Annotated in this window: 14 protein-coding genes and 1 pseudogene; 8 read left to right on the plus strand and 7 right to left on the minus strand. The window is 63.7% G+C overall.

Going from position 1 to position 16,419, the window contains the following annotated elements:
- Entirely contained in the window at window positions 1-156 is a 156-nt protein-coding gene (locus SX1_RS24535; RefSeq protein ID WP_017181447.1) for a hypothetical protein, read from the plus strand.
- A gap of 12 nt (window positions 157-168) precedes the next feature.
- Here the strand turns inward: SX1_RS24535 and SX1_RS23815 are convergent.
- The 7 genes and pseudogenes from SX1_RS23815 to SX1_RS14250 all read right to left on the minus strand — a co-directional run bounded on the left by SX1_RS23815 (window position 169) and on the right by SX1_RS14250 (window position 8,002).
- Window positions 169-1,125: pseudogene (locus tag SX1_RS23815) on the minus strand (IS630 family transposase).
- Between the two features lie 76 nt (window positions 1,126-1,201).
- A complete protein-coding gene (locus SX1_RS14225; RefSeq protein WP_019053519.1) occupies window positions 1,202-1,510 on the minus strand; it encodes a PilZ domain-containing protein in 309 nt (102 codons plus the stop codon).
- Window positions 1,511-1,590: 80 nt separating this feature from the next.
- Window positions 1,591-2,319: a class I SAM-dependent methyltransferase gene (locus SX1_RS14230; protein WP_019053520.1), complete on the minus strand. Its 729-nt coding sequence runs from the start codon at window positions 2,317-2,319 to the stop codon at window positions 1,591-1,593.
- Between the two features lies 1 nt (window position 2,320).
- Window positions 2,321-3,448, minus strand: coding sequence for a peptide chain release factor 2 (gene prfB / locus SX1_RS14235; protein ID WP_017181450.1), 1,128 nt, complete (start codon window positions 3,446-3,448; stop codon window positions 2,321-2,323).
- 84 nt (window positions 3,449-3,532) lie between these two features.
- On the minus strand, window positions 3,533-3,937 hold the full coding sequence (locus tag SX1_RS23820) for an endonuclease domain-containing protein (protein ID WP_081609962.1): 405 nt from the start codon (window positions 3,935-3,937) through the stop codon (window positions 3,533-3,535).
- 155 nt (window positions 3,938-4,092) lie between these two features.
- A complete protein-coding gene (locus SX1_RS14245) occupies window positions 4,093-6,627 on the minus strand; it encodes a penicillin-binding protein 1A (RefSeq protein WP_019053522.1) in 2,535 nt (844 codons plus the stop codon).
- 94 nt (window positions 6,628-6,721) lie between these two features.
- Window positions 6,722-8,002 carry an N-acetylmuramoyl-L-alanine amidase gene (locus SX1_RS14250; protein WP_019053523.1) on the minus strand — a complete coding sequence of 427 codons (1,281 nt, stop codon included), beginning with the start codon at window positions 8,000-8,002 and terminating at the stop codon, window positions 6,722-6,724.
- A 564-nt stretch (window positions 8,003-8,566) separates the two neighbouring features.
- On the opposite strand from SX1_RS14250, the gene SX1_RS14255 reads away from it, so the two are divergent.
- The 7 genes from SX1_RS14255 to yidC all read left to right on the plus strand — a co-directional run bounded on the left by SX1_RS14255 (window position 8,567) and on the right by yidC (window position 16,285).
- The gene (locus SX1_RS14255; protein WP_019053524.1) at window positions 8,567-11,260 is read left to right on the plus strand and encodes an Rne/Rng family ribonuclease; all 2,694 of its coding nucleotides are present in this window, start codon (window positions 8,567-8,569) and stop codon (window positions 11,258-11,260) included.
- 128 nt (window positions 11,261-11,388) lie between these two features.
- Window positions 11,389-12,738 carry a M48 family metalloprotease gene (locus tag SX1_RS14265; protein ID WP_026149779.1) on the plus strand — a complete coding sequence of 450 codons (1,350 nt, stop codon included), beginning with the start codon at window positions 11,389-11,391 and terminating at the stop codon, window positions 12,736-12,738.
- Between the two features lies 1 nt (window position 12,739).
- Entirely contained in the window at window positions 12,740-13,507 is a 768-nt protein-coding gene (locus SX1_RS14270) for a DsbA family protein (RefSeq protein WP_052310913.1), read from the plus strand.
- Window positions 13,508-13,779: 272 nt separating this feature from the next.
- Window positions 13,780-13,914 (plus strand): 50S ribosomal protein L34, encoded by a 135-nt coding sequence (rpmH, locus tag SX1_RS14275; protein WP_006959075.1) that lies wholly within the window; start codon window positions 13,780-13,782, stop codon window positions 13,912-13,914.
- A 32-nt stretch (window positions 13,915-13,946) separates the two neighbouring features.
- Entirely contained in the window at window positions 13,947-14,342 is a 396-nt protein-coding gene (gene rnpA / locus SX1_RS14280) for a ribonuclease P protein component (RefSeq protein WP_026149781.1), read from the plus strand.
- Window positions 14,339-14,551, plus strand: coding sequence for a membrane protein insertion efficiency factor YidD (gene yidD, locus SX1_RS14285; protein WP_017181459.1), 213 nt, complete (start codon window positions 14,339-14,341; stop codon window positions 14,549-14,551). The genes rnpA and yidD overlap by 4 nt, the downstream gene beginning before the upstream one ends.
- Before the next feature lie 30 nt (window positions 14,552-14,581).
- Complete coding sequence (gene yidC, locus SX1_RS14290; protein WP_019053528.1) at window positions 14,582-16,285, plus strand: membrane protein insertase YidC; 1,704 nt, start codon at window positions 14,582-14,584, stop codon at window positions 16,283-16,285.
- Window positions 16,286-16,419: the final 134 nt, after the last annotated feature.

Raw genomic sequence — 16,419 nt, forward strand, 5'->3', positions numbered from 1 at the left:
ATGATCCACCTCACCCTTATCATCGTCGATTTCCTGACCGGGTTGCTGGCGGCAGGCGCATGGGCGCTGGCTTCCGCTGGCGGTGCGATCGCGGCGGTGGTGGGCAGCGGGATATTGGGGGTTTCGCTATTCCGGCGCTGGCGGCGCAGGGACTAGAGCATCGAGCCTTTAATCGGACGCATATCCAGCGGCTTTGAGGAAGTTTCGGCATTCGTCAGGGGGTAGATGTCGCAGATATTTCCGATAGCCTTCCAGAGGGCATCGATGGTTCTGGCTCCTGTTCGGCGAAGATGTGCCTTGAGTTTGGAGAAGGCCATTTCGATCGGATTGAGGTCGGGACTGTAGGGCGGTGTGAAGAGGAACCACGCGCCGCGCGCTTTCAGGATCGCCTTGGCTTTCTCGCTTTTATGGCTGGAGAGATTGTCGAGGATGACCACGTCGCCGGGTTGAAGCGTCGGGGCGAGTTGCGTTTCGACATAGGTCTCGAAAGTCGTGCGGTTCATGGGGCAGTCGATGACCCATGGCGCGGTCAGTCCATCGCAGCGCAGGGCTGCGATGAAGGTCTGGGTTTTCCAATGGCCAAAGGGCGCACGCGCTTTGAGGCGCTGGTCACGGCGCGCTCGTCCCCGTAGCCGCGTCATCTTCGTGGTGGTTGCGGTCTCGTCGATAAACACCAGCCGATGCGGCTCCTTGCGCAAGGCGGGCTGCCGATAGACGCGCCAGGCCCGGCGCGCCTGGACCACATCATCGCGTCCGCATTCCGATGCCAGCAGCGTTTTTTTTGAAGCTGTAGCCGGCCTTGAGCAAGGCGCGCGACAGCGAGGCAGGGTGCGCCCGAACACCGGTGGCCGCGGCAAGCCGGGCCGACAGTTCAGGCATGGTTATATCCGGCTCGGCATCAACCCACCTGACCAAAACCGTCATGTGGGGCGCCAGCTTGCCCTCACCGGGCGGCCGTCCTTGCCGGGCAGGCGCCGCCGATCCCGTCCTCGCCACGCGCTGCGCCAGTTTCACCGCACAACTGGGGCTTACCCCAAAATGACGGGAAGCTGAGCGGCGCGATTGCCCCGATGCAATGTGATCCGCGATCCGATCCCGAAGATCGGTTGAATAGGACTTTCCCATGATCCACCTCCAACAACGGTGAATCACATTCCAGACCTTCTGGGAATCCCTCGATTCCTATTTCAAGCGTGATGCTCTAAAGGCCGTTTACAAGGCTGGCCACCATGGCGTCGGACAAGGCGATGTCGAAATGCACGCCGAAACGCTTGGCGCGGACCCATACGACATGGGCGACGACCATGATCCCTTTCGTCTCTATCATGACGCGATCCCCCGTGGAGGGCGGACGATCGCAATGGGCAAGCGCGCCGGTTGTCGAGAGATCCAATATATGCGCGCGCAGCGGCATACCGCGCAGGTGCAGCACCACCGGCTCGAACATCTTGTGCCGCGCGGCGATGCGGGGTTTGGTCCCGGAGGGGGCGAGCGATGCATGGTCGGTCATGATTGGAATCTCCCCGACACAGTCATATTGCAGTTGCGAGCAACAGCCAATCACCAGAAAGGATCAGGGCGGCGTTAACCCTAATTTTCGCTGCGATAGGCGCATGTGACGATACTGGACGGGTCGGGCCGAGCCGCGATGCGGCGGAAACGGGCGAAATAGCCCCCTGCGCTCGGCTTGGGGATGACCTCTTCCAGCCGAAAGCCCATAGCCGACAGTTCGCAGGCAAGCAGGCGCGGCGGCGTGCCATGCTGTTCGGTCGGCCTGTTGGAATCGACGACGATCAGTTCGCCATCCTTTTTCAGCGCCGGGCTGAGGTGCCAGAGAAAGGCATAAGGTTCGGCAATCTCATGATACATATGGACCATCAAGATGCGGTCGAAGCTGTTGACCGGGAGGCGGGGATCTTCGGGCGCGCCCAGCTTCACGCTGACATTGTCCAGCTTTTCGCGCGTGATGCGGCGCGACAGCGCCTCGATCACTTCCGGCATGATATCCTCTGCCAGCACCCGCCCGTTCTTGCCGACGCGGGCGGACAGCCGCACGGTATAATAGCCCTCGCCCGCGCCAATATCCGCGACGGTCATGCCGGGACGGATCCCGGCGCGGTCCATGATGTCCTCCGCCTCATTCACCCGGTCGCGCGCCTCCTCGCTCGACCAGCGGGTCGACACGATCGGGGCCACCGGGCGGTCCGCGAGCGGGAAAGGCGCGGCAGCGGGGGAACGCTCCGTTTCGTTACCGGGCGACAGGCGGTCGCAGGCGGTGAGCAAGGCAAGCACGCCCGCCAGAACCGCCCGCATGCTCATGTCAGTCGACATCCTCGACATCGACCTTTTCGCCGGTCACCTTCTGGCTGAGCGCTGCGGCCATGAAGGGATCAAGCGCGCCGTCCAGCACGTCGTCGGGCGCGGTCGAGGTGACCCCGGTGCGCAGATCCTTCACCAGCTGATAGGGTTGCAGCACATAGGAACGGATCTGGTGGCCCCAGCCAATCTCCGTCTTGGCGGCATATTCGCCAGCCGTCACGGCTTCGCGCTTGGCCAGTTCCGCTTCATAGAGACGCGCCTTGAGCATGTTCATCGCGGTTGCGCGGTTCTTGTGCTGCGAACGGTCATTCTGCGACGCGACGATGATGCCGGACGGAATATGGGTGATGCGGACGGCCGAATCGGTCGTGTTGACATGCTGCCCGCCCGCGCCGGACGCACGATAGGTGTCGATCTTGAGGTCGGATTCCTTGACTTCAATGTCGATATCATCGTCGATCACGGGATAGACCCAGACCGACGAGAAGCTGGTATGGCGGCGCGCGGCGCTGTCATAGGGGCTGATGCGGACCAGGCGATGGACGCCGCTTTCGGTCTTGGCATAGCCATAGGCATTCTCGCCCTTGATCAGGAAGGTCGCGGACTTGATGCCCGCCTGATCGCCCGCCTGATAATCGACCAGTTCGACCTTGTAACCGCGCCGTTCGGCCCAGCGGCGATACATGCGGCTGAGGATTTCGGCCCAGTCCTGGCTTTCGGTACCGCCAGCACCGGCATGGATTTCCAGATAGGTGTCGCTGCCATCGGCCTCGCCAGACAGCAGCGCCTTGATCTTGTCCTCATCCGCGCGGTCGGCCAGCGCCTTCAGCGCCGCGATGGCTTCGGACACCATGTCCTCGTCACCTTCGGCTTCCGCCATTTCGATGAGTTCGGCAGTGTCGGACTTTTCCGATGCAATGGCACGGGTCGCCCCGATGGCGCTGTCCAGCCTGGTCCGCTCCCGCATGACCTCCTGCGCCAGCTTGGCATTGTCCCACAAGGTCGGATCCTCGACGCGCGCGTTCAGCTCGTCAAGGCGGCGAAGCGCGCGGTCCCAGTCGAGCGACTGGCGCAGCAGGGCAAGCGCGGCGTCGATGCGGTCAATATATTGCAGCGCTTCGGCGCGCATGGGTGGTCTCCAGATATGCAGATGCGTCGACTGAGGAACGCCTTAAACGCCTGCCCCTATCCGAGGCCTGCCAATTTGGGAAGATCAATCCTCCCCTGACAGGGGAGGTGGCGGACCCAAGGTCCGTCGGAGGGGTAGTTCTCCCCGCGCCTGGGCGATGATGTGAAGCACAACCGCCTCCAGATCACGCAGGACATCGGCGGCGGGGATGCGGACCACCTTGATCCCCTCGCCCACCAACCAAGCATCGCGCGCGGCGTCATGTTTGGGCTGGTCGCCGCGCCCATGAATCTCGCCATCGACCTCAATCGCAAGCCGGTGTCGTGGGCAGAAGAAGTCCAAAACGTAAATGCCTGCGGGATGCTGACGGCGGAAGCGAAGATTAGCCGGGCGCGCGCGCAGTGCCTGCCAGAGCAAGACTTCGGGCAAGGTCATGGTATGGCGAAGCGTTCGGGCGCGGCGTTGCGTGTCTTTCGGGCCGTGGAGCATGGCCGCACCCTACCCCTCCGTCTGGCCTGCGACCAGCCACCTCCCCTGCCAGGGGAGGAATTTCACAGATAGTCCCGAAGCCACATCATGCGGCCATCGCAAAAATATCCGACTTTGGTATCAGTTAGTTCAGCAGAAAGTCGGCCTGTCAAACCTCAATAAATCCCGCCCTGATCAGACAGGAATTCGCTGTCGGTGCGCGCTCTGGTGCGGCTGGCGGCGCGGGTGGCGGCGACCTTGGCTTGCTCTTCGGCCTCTTCCTTGCGGATCGTGCGGCGGGGTTCGGATTCGGGTTTGAAGGCTTCCCAGATGACCGCCGCCTTGGGTTCGCTGGTCGGCCAGGCGCCGTACACGCGCTTGCCCGACCGCCGGTCGATCGCCACCATGCGGATGCCCGCAGGGGCGATGAAGGGCGTCTTTGGCATGGTTTCCAATATGGGGGCCATCGCCGCCTTCCAGATCGGCGCGGCGATGCGGCCGCCCTGCGCCCAGCCGCCGAGGCTGCGCGGCTGATCATAGCCGATATAGACGCCAGCGACGAGGTCGGGCGATCCGCCGACGAACCAGACATTGGTCGGACCGTTGGTGGTGCCGGTTTTGCCAAAAAGCGGACGCTTAAGGTCGGCCAGTACGGTGGCGGTACCGCGCTGGACCACGCCTTCGGCGATGTGGACGACCTGATAGGCGGTCATCGGGTTCATCACCTGCTTGCCCTCAAAACCGAAGCGCGGCATCGGCTTGCCGTCCCAATTGGCCATGTTGCAGCCATCGCAGGCGCGCCAGCGTTCGGGCCAGATGACCTTGCCACGCCGGTCCTGCACATAATCCATCACGCGCGAGGGGAATTGCCGCCCCTGATTGGCGAGCGCCGCATAAGCATTGACCATGCGTTCGACCGTGGTTTCGCCAGCACCCAGCGCGAAGGACAGATAGGGCTGGTAGTCGCCAATCCCCATGCCCTTGATGGTGCGGACGACCCGCTCCATGCCCGTCTGGCTGGCGGCCCGCACGGTCATCAGGTTGCGCGACTGTTCGACGCCCCAGCGCATCGTCTGCGGCCCGGCGCTGCCGCCGGAGAAGTTGCGAAAGCATTTCTGGCCAAGGCCCGCGCCCTGATAGACGCACAGCGGCCCATCGACGATGATCGAGGCCGGGGTCATGCCGCTGTCGAGCGCGGCGGCATAGACGAAGGGCTTGATGGTCGAACCGGGCTGGCGGAGCGCCTGGGTGGCGCGGTTGTAGGAGGACAGGCGCGAATCAAAGCCGCCCTGCATCGCGCGGATGCGGCCCGAATGAACCTCCTCCACCATCATGCCGCCCGACACTTCGGGAATGGAACGCAGCGCCCAGTTCGATCCATTGCGCGCAACGACGATCAGGTCGCCGGGCTTCATTGCAGAGAAGGCCGGACCACCTGTTTTGCGATAGGGGCTCTGCGCGGCGCTGGCGGGGAGAGTGCCCGTGCTGCCGTCGGCAAAGCCAAGCTGCGCGTCGGTCGATGTGCGGCTGACGATGACGGCGACGCGCCAATCGGCATAATCGACGTCGATATAGCTGGAGGCCAGTTCCCGCTCCCAGCCATCGTCTATCTTGATATGACCAACCGGGCCGGACCAGCCGCGCCCGGCGTCGAAACGCAACAGCCCGCCGCGCAGCGCATTCTTGGTGCTTTCCTGCACCACCGGATCATAGGGGCTGCGCACCCACAGGCCACCGGCATAGACGCTGTTGGGACCATCGCTCGCCTTTTCGCCGAACAGGCTGATCAGGCGGCGGCGCACTTCTTCCATATAATAGCCGCCTGCCCGCGCGTCGAAGCCGGAGCCGTGCGCGGCAACGGTGCCGAGCGGCTGGGCCACGGCCGCGTCGCGCTGTGCAGGGGTGATCCAATTATTCTTCACCATTTCGCCCAGCGCCCAGTTGCGCCGTTCGATCGCGCGGGCATGGCCGGTCGGGCTTTCGGGGCGGTAATTGGCCGGACCCTTGGGCAGGATCGACAGATAGGCCATTTCGTGGAGCTTGAGGTCGGCGACGTCCTTGTCGAAATAGGCGCGCGCGGCAGCCTGCACGCCATAGGCGTTTCGACCCAGAAATATCTGGTTGAGATAGAGTTCGAGGATTTGCTGCTTGGTCAGCACATTTTCCATGCGCCACGCCAGGATCATCTCCTTCACCTTGCGCGTGGGCGAATATTCGTCGCCGATCAGCAGATTCTTGGCCACCTGCTGCGTAATGGTCGATCCGCCGCGGGCGCGCTGGCCAGACCCCAATTTGCTGGCATAATCAAGCACGGCCCCAGCGAAACCGGGGAAGTCGACGCCATGATGGTCAAAGAATGTCTTGTCCTCCGCCGCCAGATAGGCGTGGATCAGTTGCGGGGGATAGTCGCTGAATTGCAGCTGGACGCGCCGTTCGCGGGCATAGCTGTGAACCGGCTGGCCATTAATGTCGCGCACGATGGTAGGCAGCGGCGGCTCATATTCCAGCAGCGTCGCCGCGTCGGGCAAGCCGCGCGCGAAGATCAGCCAGAACAGCGCGCAAAAGAGCAGGAAGCCGCCCAGCAGGATCGCGCTCCAGCGAAACAGGCGGCGCTGCCAGAGCGGGCGCAGACGATCCAGCACGCCCCCCGCGTCGCGACGCAGGCGATAGGCAAAGGACGATGCGGGCGGATTGGAACGGGCCTCTTCCATGACGGATCAGGCTCTAAGGTCAAATTGCCGCCAAGGCCAGCGCAGATCGTCGAACCTGCCCCCCCTTCCCCGCCAGCGACGCGTTTCGGCGCGATCAGCCCCCGGCCGCGCCGCCGTGCATCGCAAGCTTGCGGGCGAAGTGAACCTCGATCGCGCGGGCGACGCCGCGGGCGATTTTCTGCTGCCCCTCGCGCGAGGCGAGAAAGGCCGCGTCCTCGGCATTGCTGATATAGCCGGTTTCAAACAGGACCGATGGCGTATCGGGCGCTTTTAGCACCATTAGAGAAGCAAAGCGGTGATAGGCGCTGCGGAAGGCCACATAAGGCGATGCTTCGCGCTGGAGCAGGCGCGCGAAATTGGCCGAGATGTTCATCGATTCGCGCTGGGTCAGGTCGATGAGGATCGAGGAGACGTCGCCCGACTGGCCGCCAAGATTCACGCCATTGATAATATCCGCCTTGTTCTCCCGCGCCGCCAGACGCGCCGCTTCGCGATCGGAAGCGGTTTCGGACAATGTATAGACGGTCGCCCCATGCGCTTCGGCATTTTCCGCTGCGTCGGCATGGATCGAAATGAACAGGTCTGCGCCCAGCTTGCGGGCGATGCCATAGCGTTCCTGAAGGACAAGATATTTGTCATCGTCGCGCGTCAGCGCCACGCGCACGCGGCCCGACTTGACCAACTGGTCGCGGATCGCCTGGGCGATGGCCAGCGTCACATCCTTTTCGCGCTTGCCATTGTCCTTGTTGATCGCGCCCGGATCATGGCCGCCATGGCCCGCATCGATCACGATCAGGGGACGGGTGCCGTCACGCGCGCCCTCGATCGGCGGCAGCGCGACGCCGCGCGCCATGGACGGGATCGGCACGGTGATCGAATGGAGCCGCTTTCGCGGCCGGGCGCTCATATTGGCGGGCGCGTCGAAATTGGTACGGCCCCTACCCACCGCCGTGCGAAAGACGCTGTCGGTCGCGCCCTTGAGCGAGAAGCTGAGCGATTTGCCGTCGGGCGCGATCTGCGCATCGCCCAGCGTCGCTGGACTGGCGAGATCGAGAACGACGCGGGCGGTGCTTTCGCTCAACTGGCCCTGACGCACTGCGGCGATCGTGCCATTACCAGGCGCGAACTGGCCGCGACTGATCTGCGCGCCGCTGATGTCGAGCGCGATACGGCGTGGCGTATCGAGCAGGAAGGCAGACGCGCCATCGACCCGATCGTCGAAGCGAACAATGACGCGATCGTCGCGTACATCGACGGCATAAATGCCGCCGGCGCTGCCGGGCGCCGCCATCGTCAGAGTGCTTGCAAGGGCAAGGCTTTGTAACATGCGCCGCTTGTGCATCGCATGGATGCGGGCCGTCCAGCCAAATGTCATGCGCTTATCCGTTCAGCGTCCCCACGCTAAACCCCGGATTAAGCAAAGCCTGTTGTGGCTCCGTAAAATGAGAGGGTTAACGGGATTTTCAGCACGAGCGGCGATACGGGTGCTGGTTTGGAACGGGCTTTGCTCCGCCCATTTTTGAACAGACGCGAACACGACATAATATTTCAGGCAGCCGTTGCCCCGTGGGTCTTTGACTGCTACCCATTCATATTCCCGCAAGACTAGCCTGTTTCACGGTGGCGATGCGGGGAAACAAGAGCGGCATCGGCGCGCACCCTGCGCGCCACAGGATGCCAGTAACAGGTTGACGCTGCATGAGGCATGAATTCCATTCCACGCTTGCCCCGGTAACGGGCGATGCGGCGTGGATGGTCCGGCCCGGCGAATTGTCCGGCCCTGCCGACGCAGCAGACGCGCAATATTTCCTTCAAACCTGGACGATGTCGCAACCTGCGCCCCTTTCGGCGCGCACGCGGCCGTCCCTTCACTATCGCGTGGCGGCGCGGCCAAGTGCCGCAGCCCGTCCACGCCGGAGACTATTACATGACAATGCGTATGCTGATCGATGCGCGCCACCGGGAAGAAACCCGTGTCGCGGTCGTCAAGGGTAACCGGATCGAGGAATTCGACTTCGAGTCCGCTGAGCACAAGCAGCTCAAGGGCAATATCTATCTGGCCAAGGTAACGCGGGTCGAGCCCTCGTTGCAGGCCGCCTTCGTCGATTATGGCGGCAACCGCCACGGCTTCCTCGCTTTCAGCGAAATTCATCCCGACTATTATCAGATCCCGCGTGAGGACCGCGAAGCGCTGTTGCGCGAAGAACGCGCCCATGCCGAGGAAGAGGCTGCGCTGCGCGCCGATCTGGACGATGAGGATGACGAGGACGGCGAAGGCGGCAGCGTCGAAACCGTCGAGGCGACCCATCATCATGATGATGACGATGCGCATGACGAGCAGGAGAGCGGCGAACAGGCCGAAGGCGAGGGCGGGCGCGGCAATGGTCGCGGGCGTGGCCGTAGCCGGGGTGGCGACGATGCCGCCGACGAACTGCGCCGCAAGCGGATGGCGCTGCGCCGCCGCTACAAGATTCAGGACGTCATCAAGCGCCGCCAGGTGCTGCTGGTCCAGGTCGTCAAGGAAGAGCGCGGCAACAAGGGCGCAGCGCTGACCAGCTATCTGTCGCTGGCCGGTCGTTACTGCGTGCTGATGCCCAACACGTCGCATGGCGGCGGCATTTCGCGCAAGATCAGCAATGCGGCGGACCGCAAGCGGTTGAAGTCGATCATCGCCGACATGGCGCTGCCTTCGTCGATGGGCTGCATCGTGCGGACTGCCGGCCTTCAGCGCACCAAGGTCGAGATCAAGCGCGACTTCGACTATCTCGCCCGGCTGTGGGACGAAATCCGCGAAAATACGATGAAGTCGGCCGCTCCGGCGCTGATCCACAATGACAGCGACCTGATCAAGCGGGCGATCCGCGATATCTACAACAAGGATATTGAGGAAGTCATTGTCGAGGGCGAGCATGGATATAAGGCCGCCAAGGACTTCATGCGCCTGCTGATGCCCAGCCATGCGCGCAAGGTGAAGGGCTATGCCGACCCGGTATCGCTGTTCCAGCGCGCCGGTGTCGAGGATCAGCTGGCCGCCATGTACAACCCGGTGGTGCAGCTGAAATCCGGCGGCTATCTGGTCATCAACCCGACCGAAGCTCTGGTGTCGATCGACATCAACTCCGGCCGGTCGACCCGCGAGCATGGCATCGAGCAGACCGCCGTTGCGACCAATCTGGAAGCGGCGCGCGAGATTGCGCGTCAGTTGCGCCTGCGCGACATGGCGGGCCTGGTCGTCATCGACTTCATCGACATGGAGGTGAACTCCAACATCCGCAAGGTCGAGAAGGCGATGAAGGAAGCGCTGAAGGACGATCGCGCGCGCATTCAGGTCGGCCGGATTTCGGGCTTTGGCCTGATGGAAATGAGCCGCCAGCGCCTGCGCACCGGCGTGCTGGAAGCATCGACCCGCCAGTGCCCGCATTGCGAAGGCACCGGCCTGGTCCGCACCGCATCGTCGGCAGGCCTGTCCGCGCTGCGCATGCTGGAAGAGGAAGCAGCGCGGGGTCGCGGCAGCATCATCACGCTGCGCGCCAGCCAGGAAGCCGCCTTCTACGTCCTCAACAACAAGCGTCGCGAACTGGACGAGATCGAGCAGCGCTACGGCGTCAGCATCATCGTCCTGCCCGATGGCGAGGTGGAGGGCGCACGCATGTCGGTCGAGCCGAGCGGCCCGCGCCCCGAACGCGTCGTGACCTATGCGCCGATGGATCAGGATGACGACGAACTCGACCTGATCGAGGAAGAAGAGGAAGAAGAAGAGCCGCAAGCCGAGGAAGAGGAAGAGGCCGCCGCCGAGCGCGACCGTTCCGAACGGGGCGACCGGGGCGAGGATCGCGATGGCAACCGCCGTCGCCGTCGCCGCCGTCGCCGTCGTGGCGGCCAGCGCGATGAAAATCGCGTCGAGGGCGAAGCTGCGGACGATGCCGGTGAGGCACAGGAAGCGGGCGCCGATGAAGCGGACGAGGATAGTGATGGCGAGGCGGAAGCCACCGTCACTCCCGTCGAAGCCGAGGAAGAAGGCGCTGCCCGTCGTCGTGGCCGCCGTGGTCGCCGTGGCGGTCGCCGTCGTCGTGAAGGCGGTGAAGCGGCAACCGATGCGAACGCGGAAACTACCGAGGCGGTGACCGAGGACGCATCTGTCGCCGAAGACGCTGTGGCCCAAGAGGCTGCGGTCGAGGAAGCGCCCGCCGAGGCAGCGCCCAAGACCCGTCGTCGTCCCCGCGCCCGCAAGCCCAAGGCCGACAGCGCGCCGGCGACCGAAGCCGTCGCCGAGGACGCGCCCGCCGAGGTTGCAGCCGAAGCCCCGGTAGAGGTCGTTGCCGAGAAGGCGCCAGCCAAGCCCCGCCGTGGTCGGCGCACCAAGGCGCAGATCGAGGCTGATGCCGCTGCGGCGGAAGCGGCCGCGGCCGCGGCGCCGGTTGCCGAAGAAGCCCCTGCCAAGCCCAAGCGCACCCGTCGCAAGAAGGCCGATGTCGCAGCGGAAGCCGAAGCGGCCGCGCCTGCCGTCGAGGCACCGGCTCCGGCCGAGGAAGCGCCGGCCGCCGAGCCTGTCGCGGCGGAAAGCGAATCCGAAGGCGTCAATGACGATGGCACGCCGCGTCGCGGCTGGTGGCAGCGTACGTTCGGCCAATAAAAGCCGGATCGCTCGCCCATGAACAAGCGCCGCTGCTTATCCGGTCATGCCCGGTCGGCAGCGGCGTTTTTCGTTTGGCGCGCCGCTTCACCGGCGGTTCATGGCCTGCATGGCATGGGCGGCGCGTGATGGTCCGATTGATCCGATGGCTTGCCCTTCTGCTGGGCGTGTTCATGCTGATGGCGCGCCCGGCGCTGGCGCAGAGCATCTTGCGCGATGCCGAGACAGAGGCGTTCATGGCAGACATGTCCGCGCCGCTCGTCAAGGCGGCGGGCATGGCCCCGCGCAATGTCCAGGTGCTGGTCATCAACGATCCCGAAATCAACGCCTTCGTCGCTGGCGGCCAATATGTGTGGGTGCATAGCGGGCTGATCGCGCAGGCCGACAATGTGAACCAGTTACAGGGCGTGGTGGCGCATGAACTGGGCCATATAGAAGGCGGCCATATCGTCCGCTTTGGCGAAGGGATTCGCGAAGCGACCGGCGTGACTTTGCTCAGCCTGGTGCTGGGGGCGGCCGCCATCGCAGCGGGCGGCGCGGAAGCGGGCATGGGGATTATGGGCCTCGGCCAGCAGGCGGCGATGTCCAAATTCCTGGCCTTTTCGCGCGGTCAGGAAAGCTCCGCCGATCTGGCGGGCGCGCGTTATCTGAGCACGGCGGGCATCAGTGGCCGGGGAAGCCTGGAATTTTTCAAGAAGCTGCAAAATCAGGAATATCGCCTCGCGATACCGCAGGATAACAGCTATGGCCGCACCCATCCCCTGTCAGGGGAACGCATCAATGTGCTGCGCGAGGTCTACACGGTCGATCCGGCGTGGGACAAGCCGGTCGACAAGGCGCTGGAGGCACGGTTCGAGCGGATCAGGGCCAAGCTGGTCGGCTTCGTGTCGGAACCCACCCAGACCCTGATCAAATATCCCGAAAGCGACCAGTCGATCCCGGCGCATTATGCCAGGGCCTATGCCTGGCACAAAAGCGCCTATCCGCAACGCGCGCTCCATGAAGCCGACGCATTGCTGGCGGCGATGCCGGACGATCCCTATTTTCTGGAGCTGAAAGGCCAGATATTGCTGGAAAGCGGCCGCCCCAAGGACGCGATTGCACCGCTGCGCGAAGCGGTGCGGCTGACCAACCAGCCGCTGATTTCCGTGCTGCTGGCCCATGCGCTGATCGCAACCGAGGATGAGGCGAATTTTGCCGAGGCCGAGCAGGTGTTGCGGCTGGCGGTGGCCCGCGATCGGGAAAATCCCTTTGCCTGGTATCAGTTGGGCGTCGTTTATGAACGGCGGGGCGATACGCCACGCGCGGCGCTGGCGACGGCGGAGCGATACGCGATGATGGACCAGCATCCGATGGCGCTGCGCAGTGCGGATGCGGCGATGCAGGGGTTGAAGCCGGGCACGGTTGACTATCTGCGGGCGCAGGATATCGCGATGGTATCGCGCGCCGCGATCGAGCAGCAGCGGAAGAAACGATAAAATGACGCAGCACAACCGGCCGACATTCCGCACGGCCATTTCCAACAGGATGATCCAGATGACCCTTGGCGCTTTCGCCTTTATCGCGGCAGCCGCCGGGACCGCTCTGGCCGTGCAGGCCCCCGCCGCCGTTACCGCCACGGACAAGAGCGCGATCGAAAAGATCGTTCATGACTATATATTGGAGCATCCCGAAATCATCCCGCAGGCAATCGAAAGATTGCAGGCGAAACGCATGTCCAGCACGATTGCGGATAATCGCATGGCGCTGGAAAAACCCTATGCCGGGGCGTGGGAAGGCGCGGCCAATGCCGATGTCACCGTGGTCGAATTTTTCGACTATGCCTGCGGCTATTGCCGCGCATCGCTGCCAGATCTTGCCAAGCTGGTGGGGTCGGACGCCAAGGTGAAGATCGTCTATCGCGAACTGCCCATCCTGTCAGAAGAAAGCAGCGACGCGGCCAAAGTATCGCTGCTGGCGGCCGAGCGCGGTCAATATATGGCCTATCACAAGGCGCTCTATGGCGCTGGCAAAGTGACGCGCGACACGATCGTCGCGGCAGCGGCGAAGGCCGGGATCAGCAAGGCGGACGCGGAAGCGGCGATGGCGTCGAACAAATATGACGCCGAAATCCAGTCCAACATCGCGCTCGCCCAGAAATTGCAGGCGAGTGGCACGCCAACCTTCGTCATCGGCGACCAGGTGTTGAATGGCGCGGTCGGTTTCGACGCGCTGAAGAGCGGCGTGGCGGCGGCGCGGGGGAAGTAATGGGCCATCCTCCCCTTTAAGGGGAGGTGGATGGCCGTAGGCCAGACGGAGGGGTGTCGCGCTATCGAGAGGGTGATACCCCTCCACCACTGGCTACGCCAGCGGTCCCCCTCCCCTTGCAGGGGAGGATTTCGGTTCGGCAAGATCGGGCTTCGCCCCATTGACTTCCCACCCCCATTTGCCTATCGGACGCCCCCTGACCATGCGGCCGCTGCTTTGGCGGCCCTTTTTTGTCACACCCGATTCTCTAGTTGTTTTTTGAGGAATGAACGATGAAGCGCACTTTTCAGCCGAGCAATCTGGTTCGGAAGCGCCGTCACGGTTATCGCGCCCGCATGGCGACCCCCGGCGGCCGCAACATCATCCGCGCCCGTCGTGCGCGCGGCCGCAAGAGCCTGAGCGCCTGATCGAAGGGCCGCCTTCGGCTGCGCCTGCCATCATGGGCAAGCGGGCCGATTTCCTGGCGGCCAATCGCGGCAAGCGCGCACCCATGCCGGGATTCGTCCTGCTGGTGCGCGACCGCGACGATGGCGATCCGGCGATGCGATTCGGCATCACGGTCACGAAAAAGATTGGCGGCGCCGTCATCCGTAACCGGATGAAGCGCCGCTTTCGCGTTCTCGCACGGGAATTGCTGCCGCTGCATGGCTATGCCGGTGCCGACCATGTGCTGATTGGCCGCGATGGCGGCAAGGAACGCGATTTCGCCTTGCTGCGCACCGAGCTGGAAAAGGCGCTGCGCAAGATTGCGCGCGCGCCGCAGGCCGGTGATGCGCCGCCGCGCCATGGCGCGCGGGCCGGTCATGGCCGGGGGAAAGGCAAAGTCGGCGCATGATGGCCCGCCTGCTCATCCTGATCGCGCGCTTCTGGCAGATCGGCCCTTCGCGCATCCTGCCCCCTTCCTGCCGCTATGCCCCATCCTGTTCGGAATATGCGATCCAGGCCGTGCGCAAATATGGCGCGATCAAGGGTAGCTGGCTGGCAGGGAAGCGGCTAATGCGATGCCACCCATGGGGCGGTTCGGGCTACGACCCGGTCCCCTGACACAGATATAAGACGGCGGAGCCGAACAACGTGGACGACAAGAAGAATATCATTCTGGCGGTGCTGCTGACCGCTGCGATCCTGTTCGGCTGGCCTTATGTGTCCACCTATTTCTTTCCGGCGGCCAATCCACCCGCGACGAAGATCGAAGGTGGCAAGACGACGCCTGTCGCCAACCCAGCGGCGGACCCGGCCGCAGACAGCGTGACCGCGATTCGCGATCGCGCCGTGGTGCTGAAGGAAAGCCCGCGCATTCCCATCCGCACGCCCAAGCTGGACGGGTCGATCAACCTGAAAGGTGCGCGCATCGATGACATCGTGCTGCCCACCTACAAGGAAACCATCGCCAAGGATTCGCCCGACGTCCGCCTCTATTCGCCCGCCGGTACGCAGGACGCCTATTTCGCCGGTTTCGGATGGCAGGGCGAAGGGCTTAAAACGCCGAACAAGGATACGGTCTGGACCGCGCAGGGCAGCGAACTGACCCCGACCAGCCCCGTTACCCTGACCTGGAATAATGGCGTTGGCCAGACGTTCGAGATTCGCCTGAGCGTCGATGAAAATTACATGATCACCGCCGCGCAGAAAGTGTCGAACAGCGGCGCCGGTCCGGTCGGCGTAAAGCCCTATGGCTATATCAGCCGCAGCAGCATCCCCAAGGACCCCGATACCTGGACCATCCATATCGGCCCGATGGGCGTGTTCAACGACGCGGCCAATTATGACGTGAATTACAAGGATCTCGACGAAGGTCCGTCCACCCGCGATTTCCAGTCCAAGGGCGGCTGGATCGGCTTTACCGACAAATATTGGCTGTCGGCGCTGGTGCCTGGCAAGGATGCCGATGTCGCAGCCCAGTTCCGCAAGGGTGCTGGCACCCAATATCAGGCCGACGTCGCGCTTGATTCGACCATGCTGGCGCCCGGCAAGTCGGTCACGCAGACGCTGCGCCTGTTCGTCGGGGCCAAGGAGGTCAAGACGCTCCAGGCCTATGAGCGTGGTGGCGTCAAGCTGTTCGACCGTGCGATCGACTGGGGCTGGTTCTATTGGTTCGAGCAGCCGATTTTTGCCCTGCTGCACTGGCTGTTCGAGACGCTGGGCAATTTCGGCGTGGCGATCATCTGCCTGACCTTCGTGGTGCGCGGCCTGATGTTCCCGGTCGCCCAGCGCCAGTTCGCCAGCATGGCGGCGATGCGCGCGGTGCAGCCCAAGATGAAGGCGCTGCAGGAGAAGTATAAGGACGACAAGCCGCGTCTCCAGCAGGAGATGATGGCGCTGTACAAGACGGAGAAGGTCAACCCGCTGGCCGGGTGCCTGCCCATCTTCATCCAGATTCCGATCTTCTTCGCGCTCTACAAGGTGTTGATGCTGACGATTGAAATGCGGCATCAGCCGTTCGTGCTGTGGATCAAGGATTTGTCCGCGCCCGATCCGCTGCATATCCTGAACCTGTTCGGCCTGCTGCCCTTCACCCCGCCATCCTTCCTGGGGATCGGCGTGCTGGCGCTGCTGCTGGGCATCAGCATGTATTTCCAGTTCAAGCTGAACCCCGCGCAGATGGACCCGATGCAGCAGCAGATCTTCTCGATCATGCCGTGGATGATGATGTTCATCATGGCCCCGTTCGCGGCTGGCCTGCTGGTGTACTGGATCACCAACAACTGCCTGTCGATGGCCCAGCAATGGTGGCTGTACCGCCGCCACCCCGTGCTGAGCACGGCAGTCGCGAAGTAAGTATCATCCTCCCCTGCAAGGGGAGGTGGCTGGCCGCAGGCCGGACGGAGGGGTGTCCCCCTATCGCGCGGGTGACACCCCTCCACCACGCCCTTCGGGCGCGGTCCCCCTCCCCCTGTGGGGGAGGATTTGAA

The organism is Sphingobium xenophagum NBRC 107872 (assembly GCF_000367345.1).
GTDB classification, from domain to species: domain Bacteria; phylum Pseudomonadota; class Alphaproteobacteria; order Sphingomonadales; family Sphingomonadaceae; genus Sphingobium; species Sphingobium xenophagum.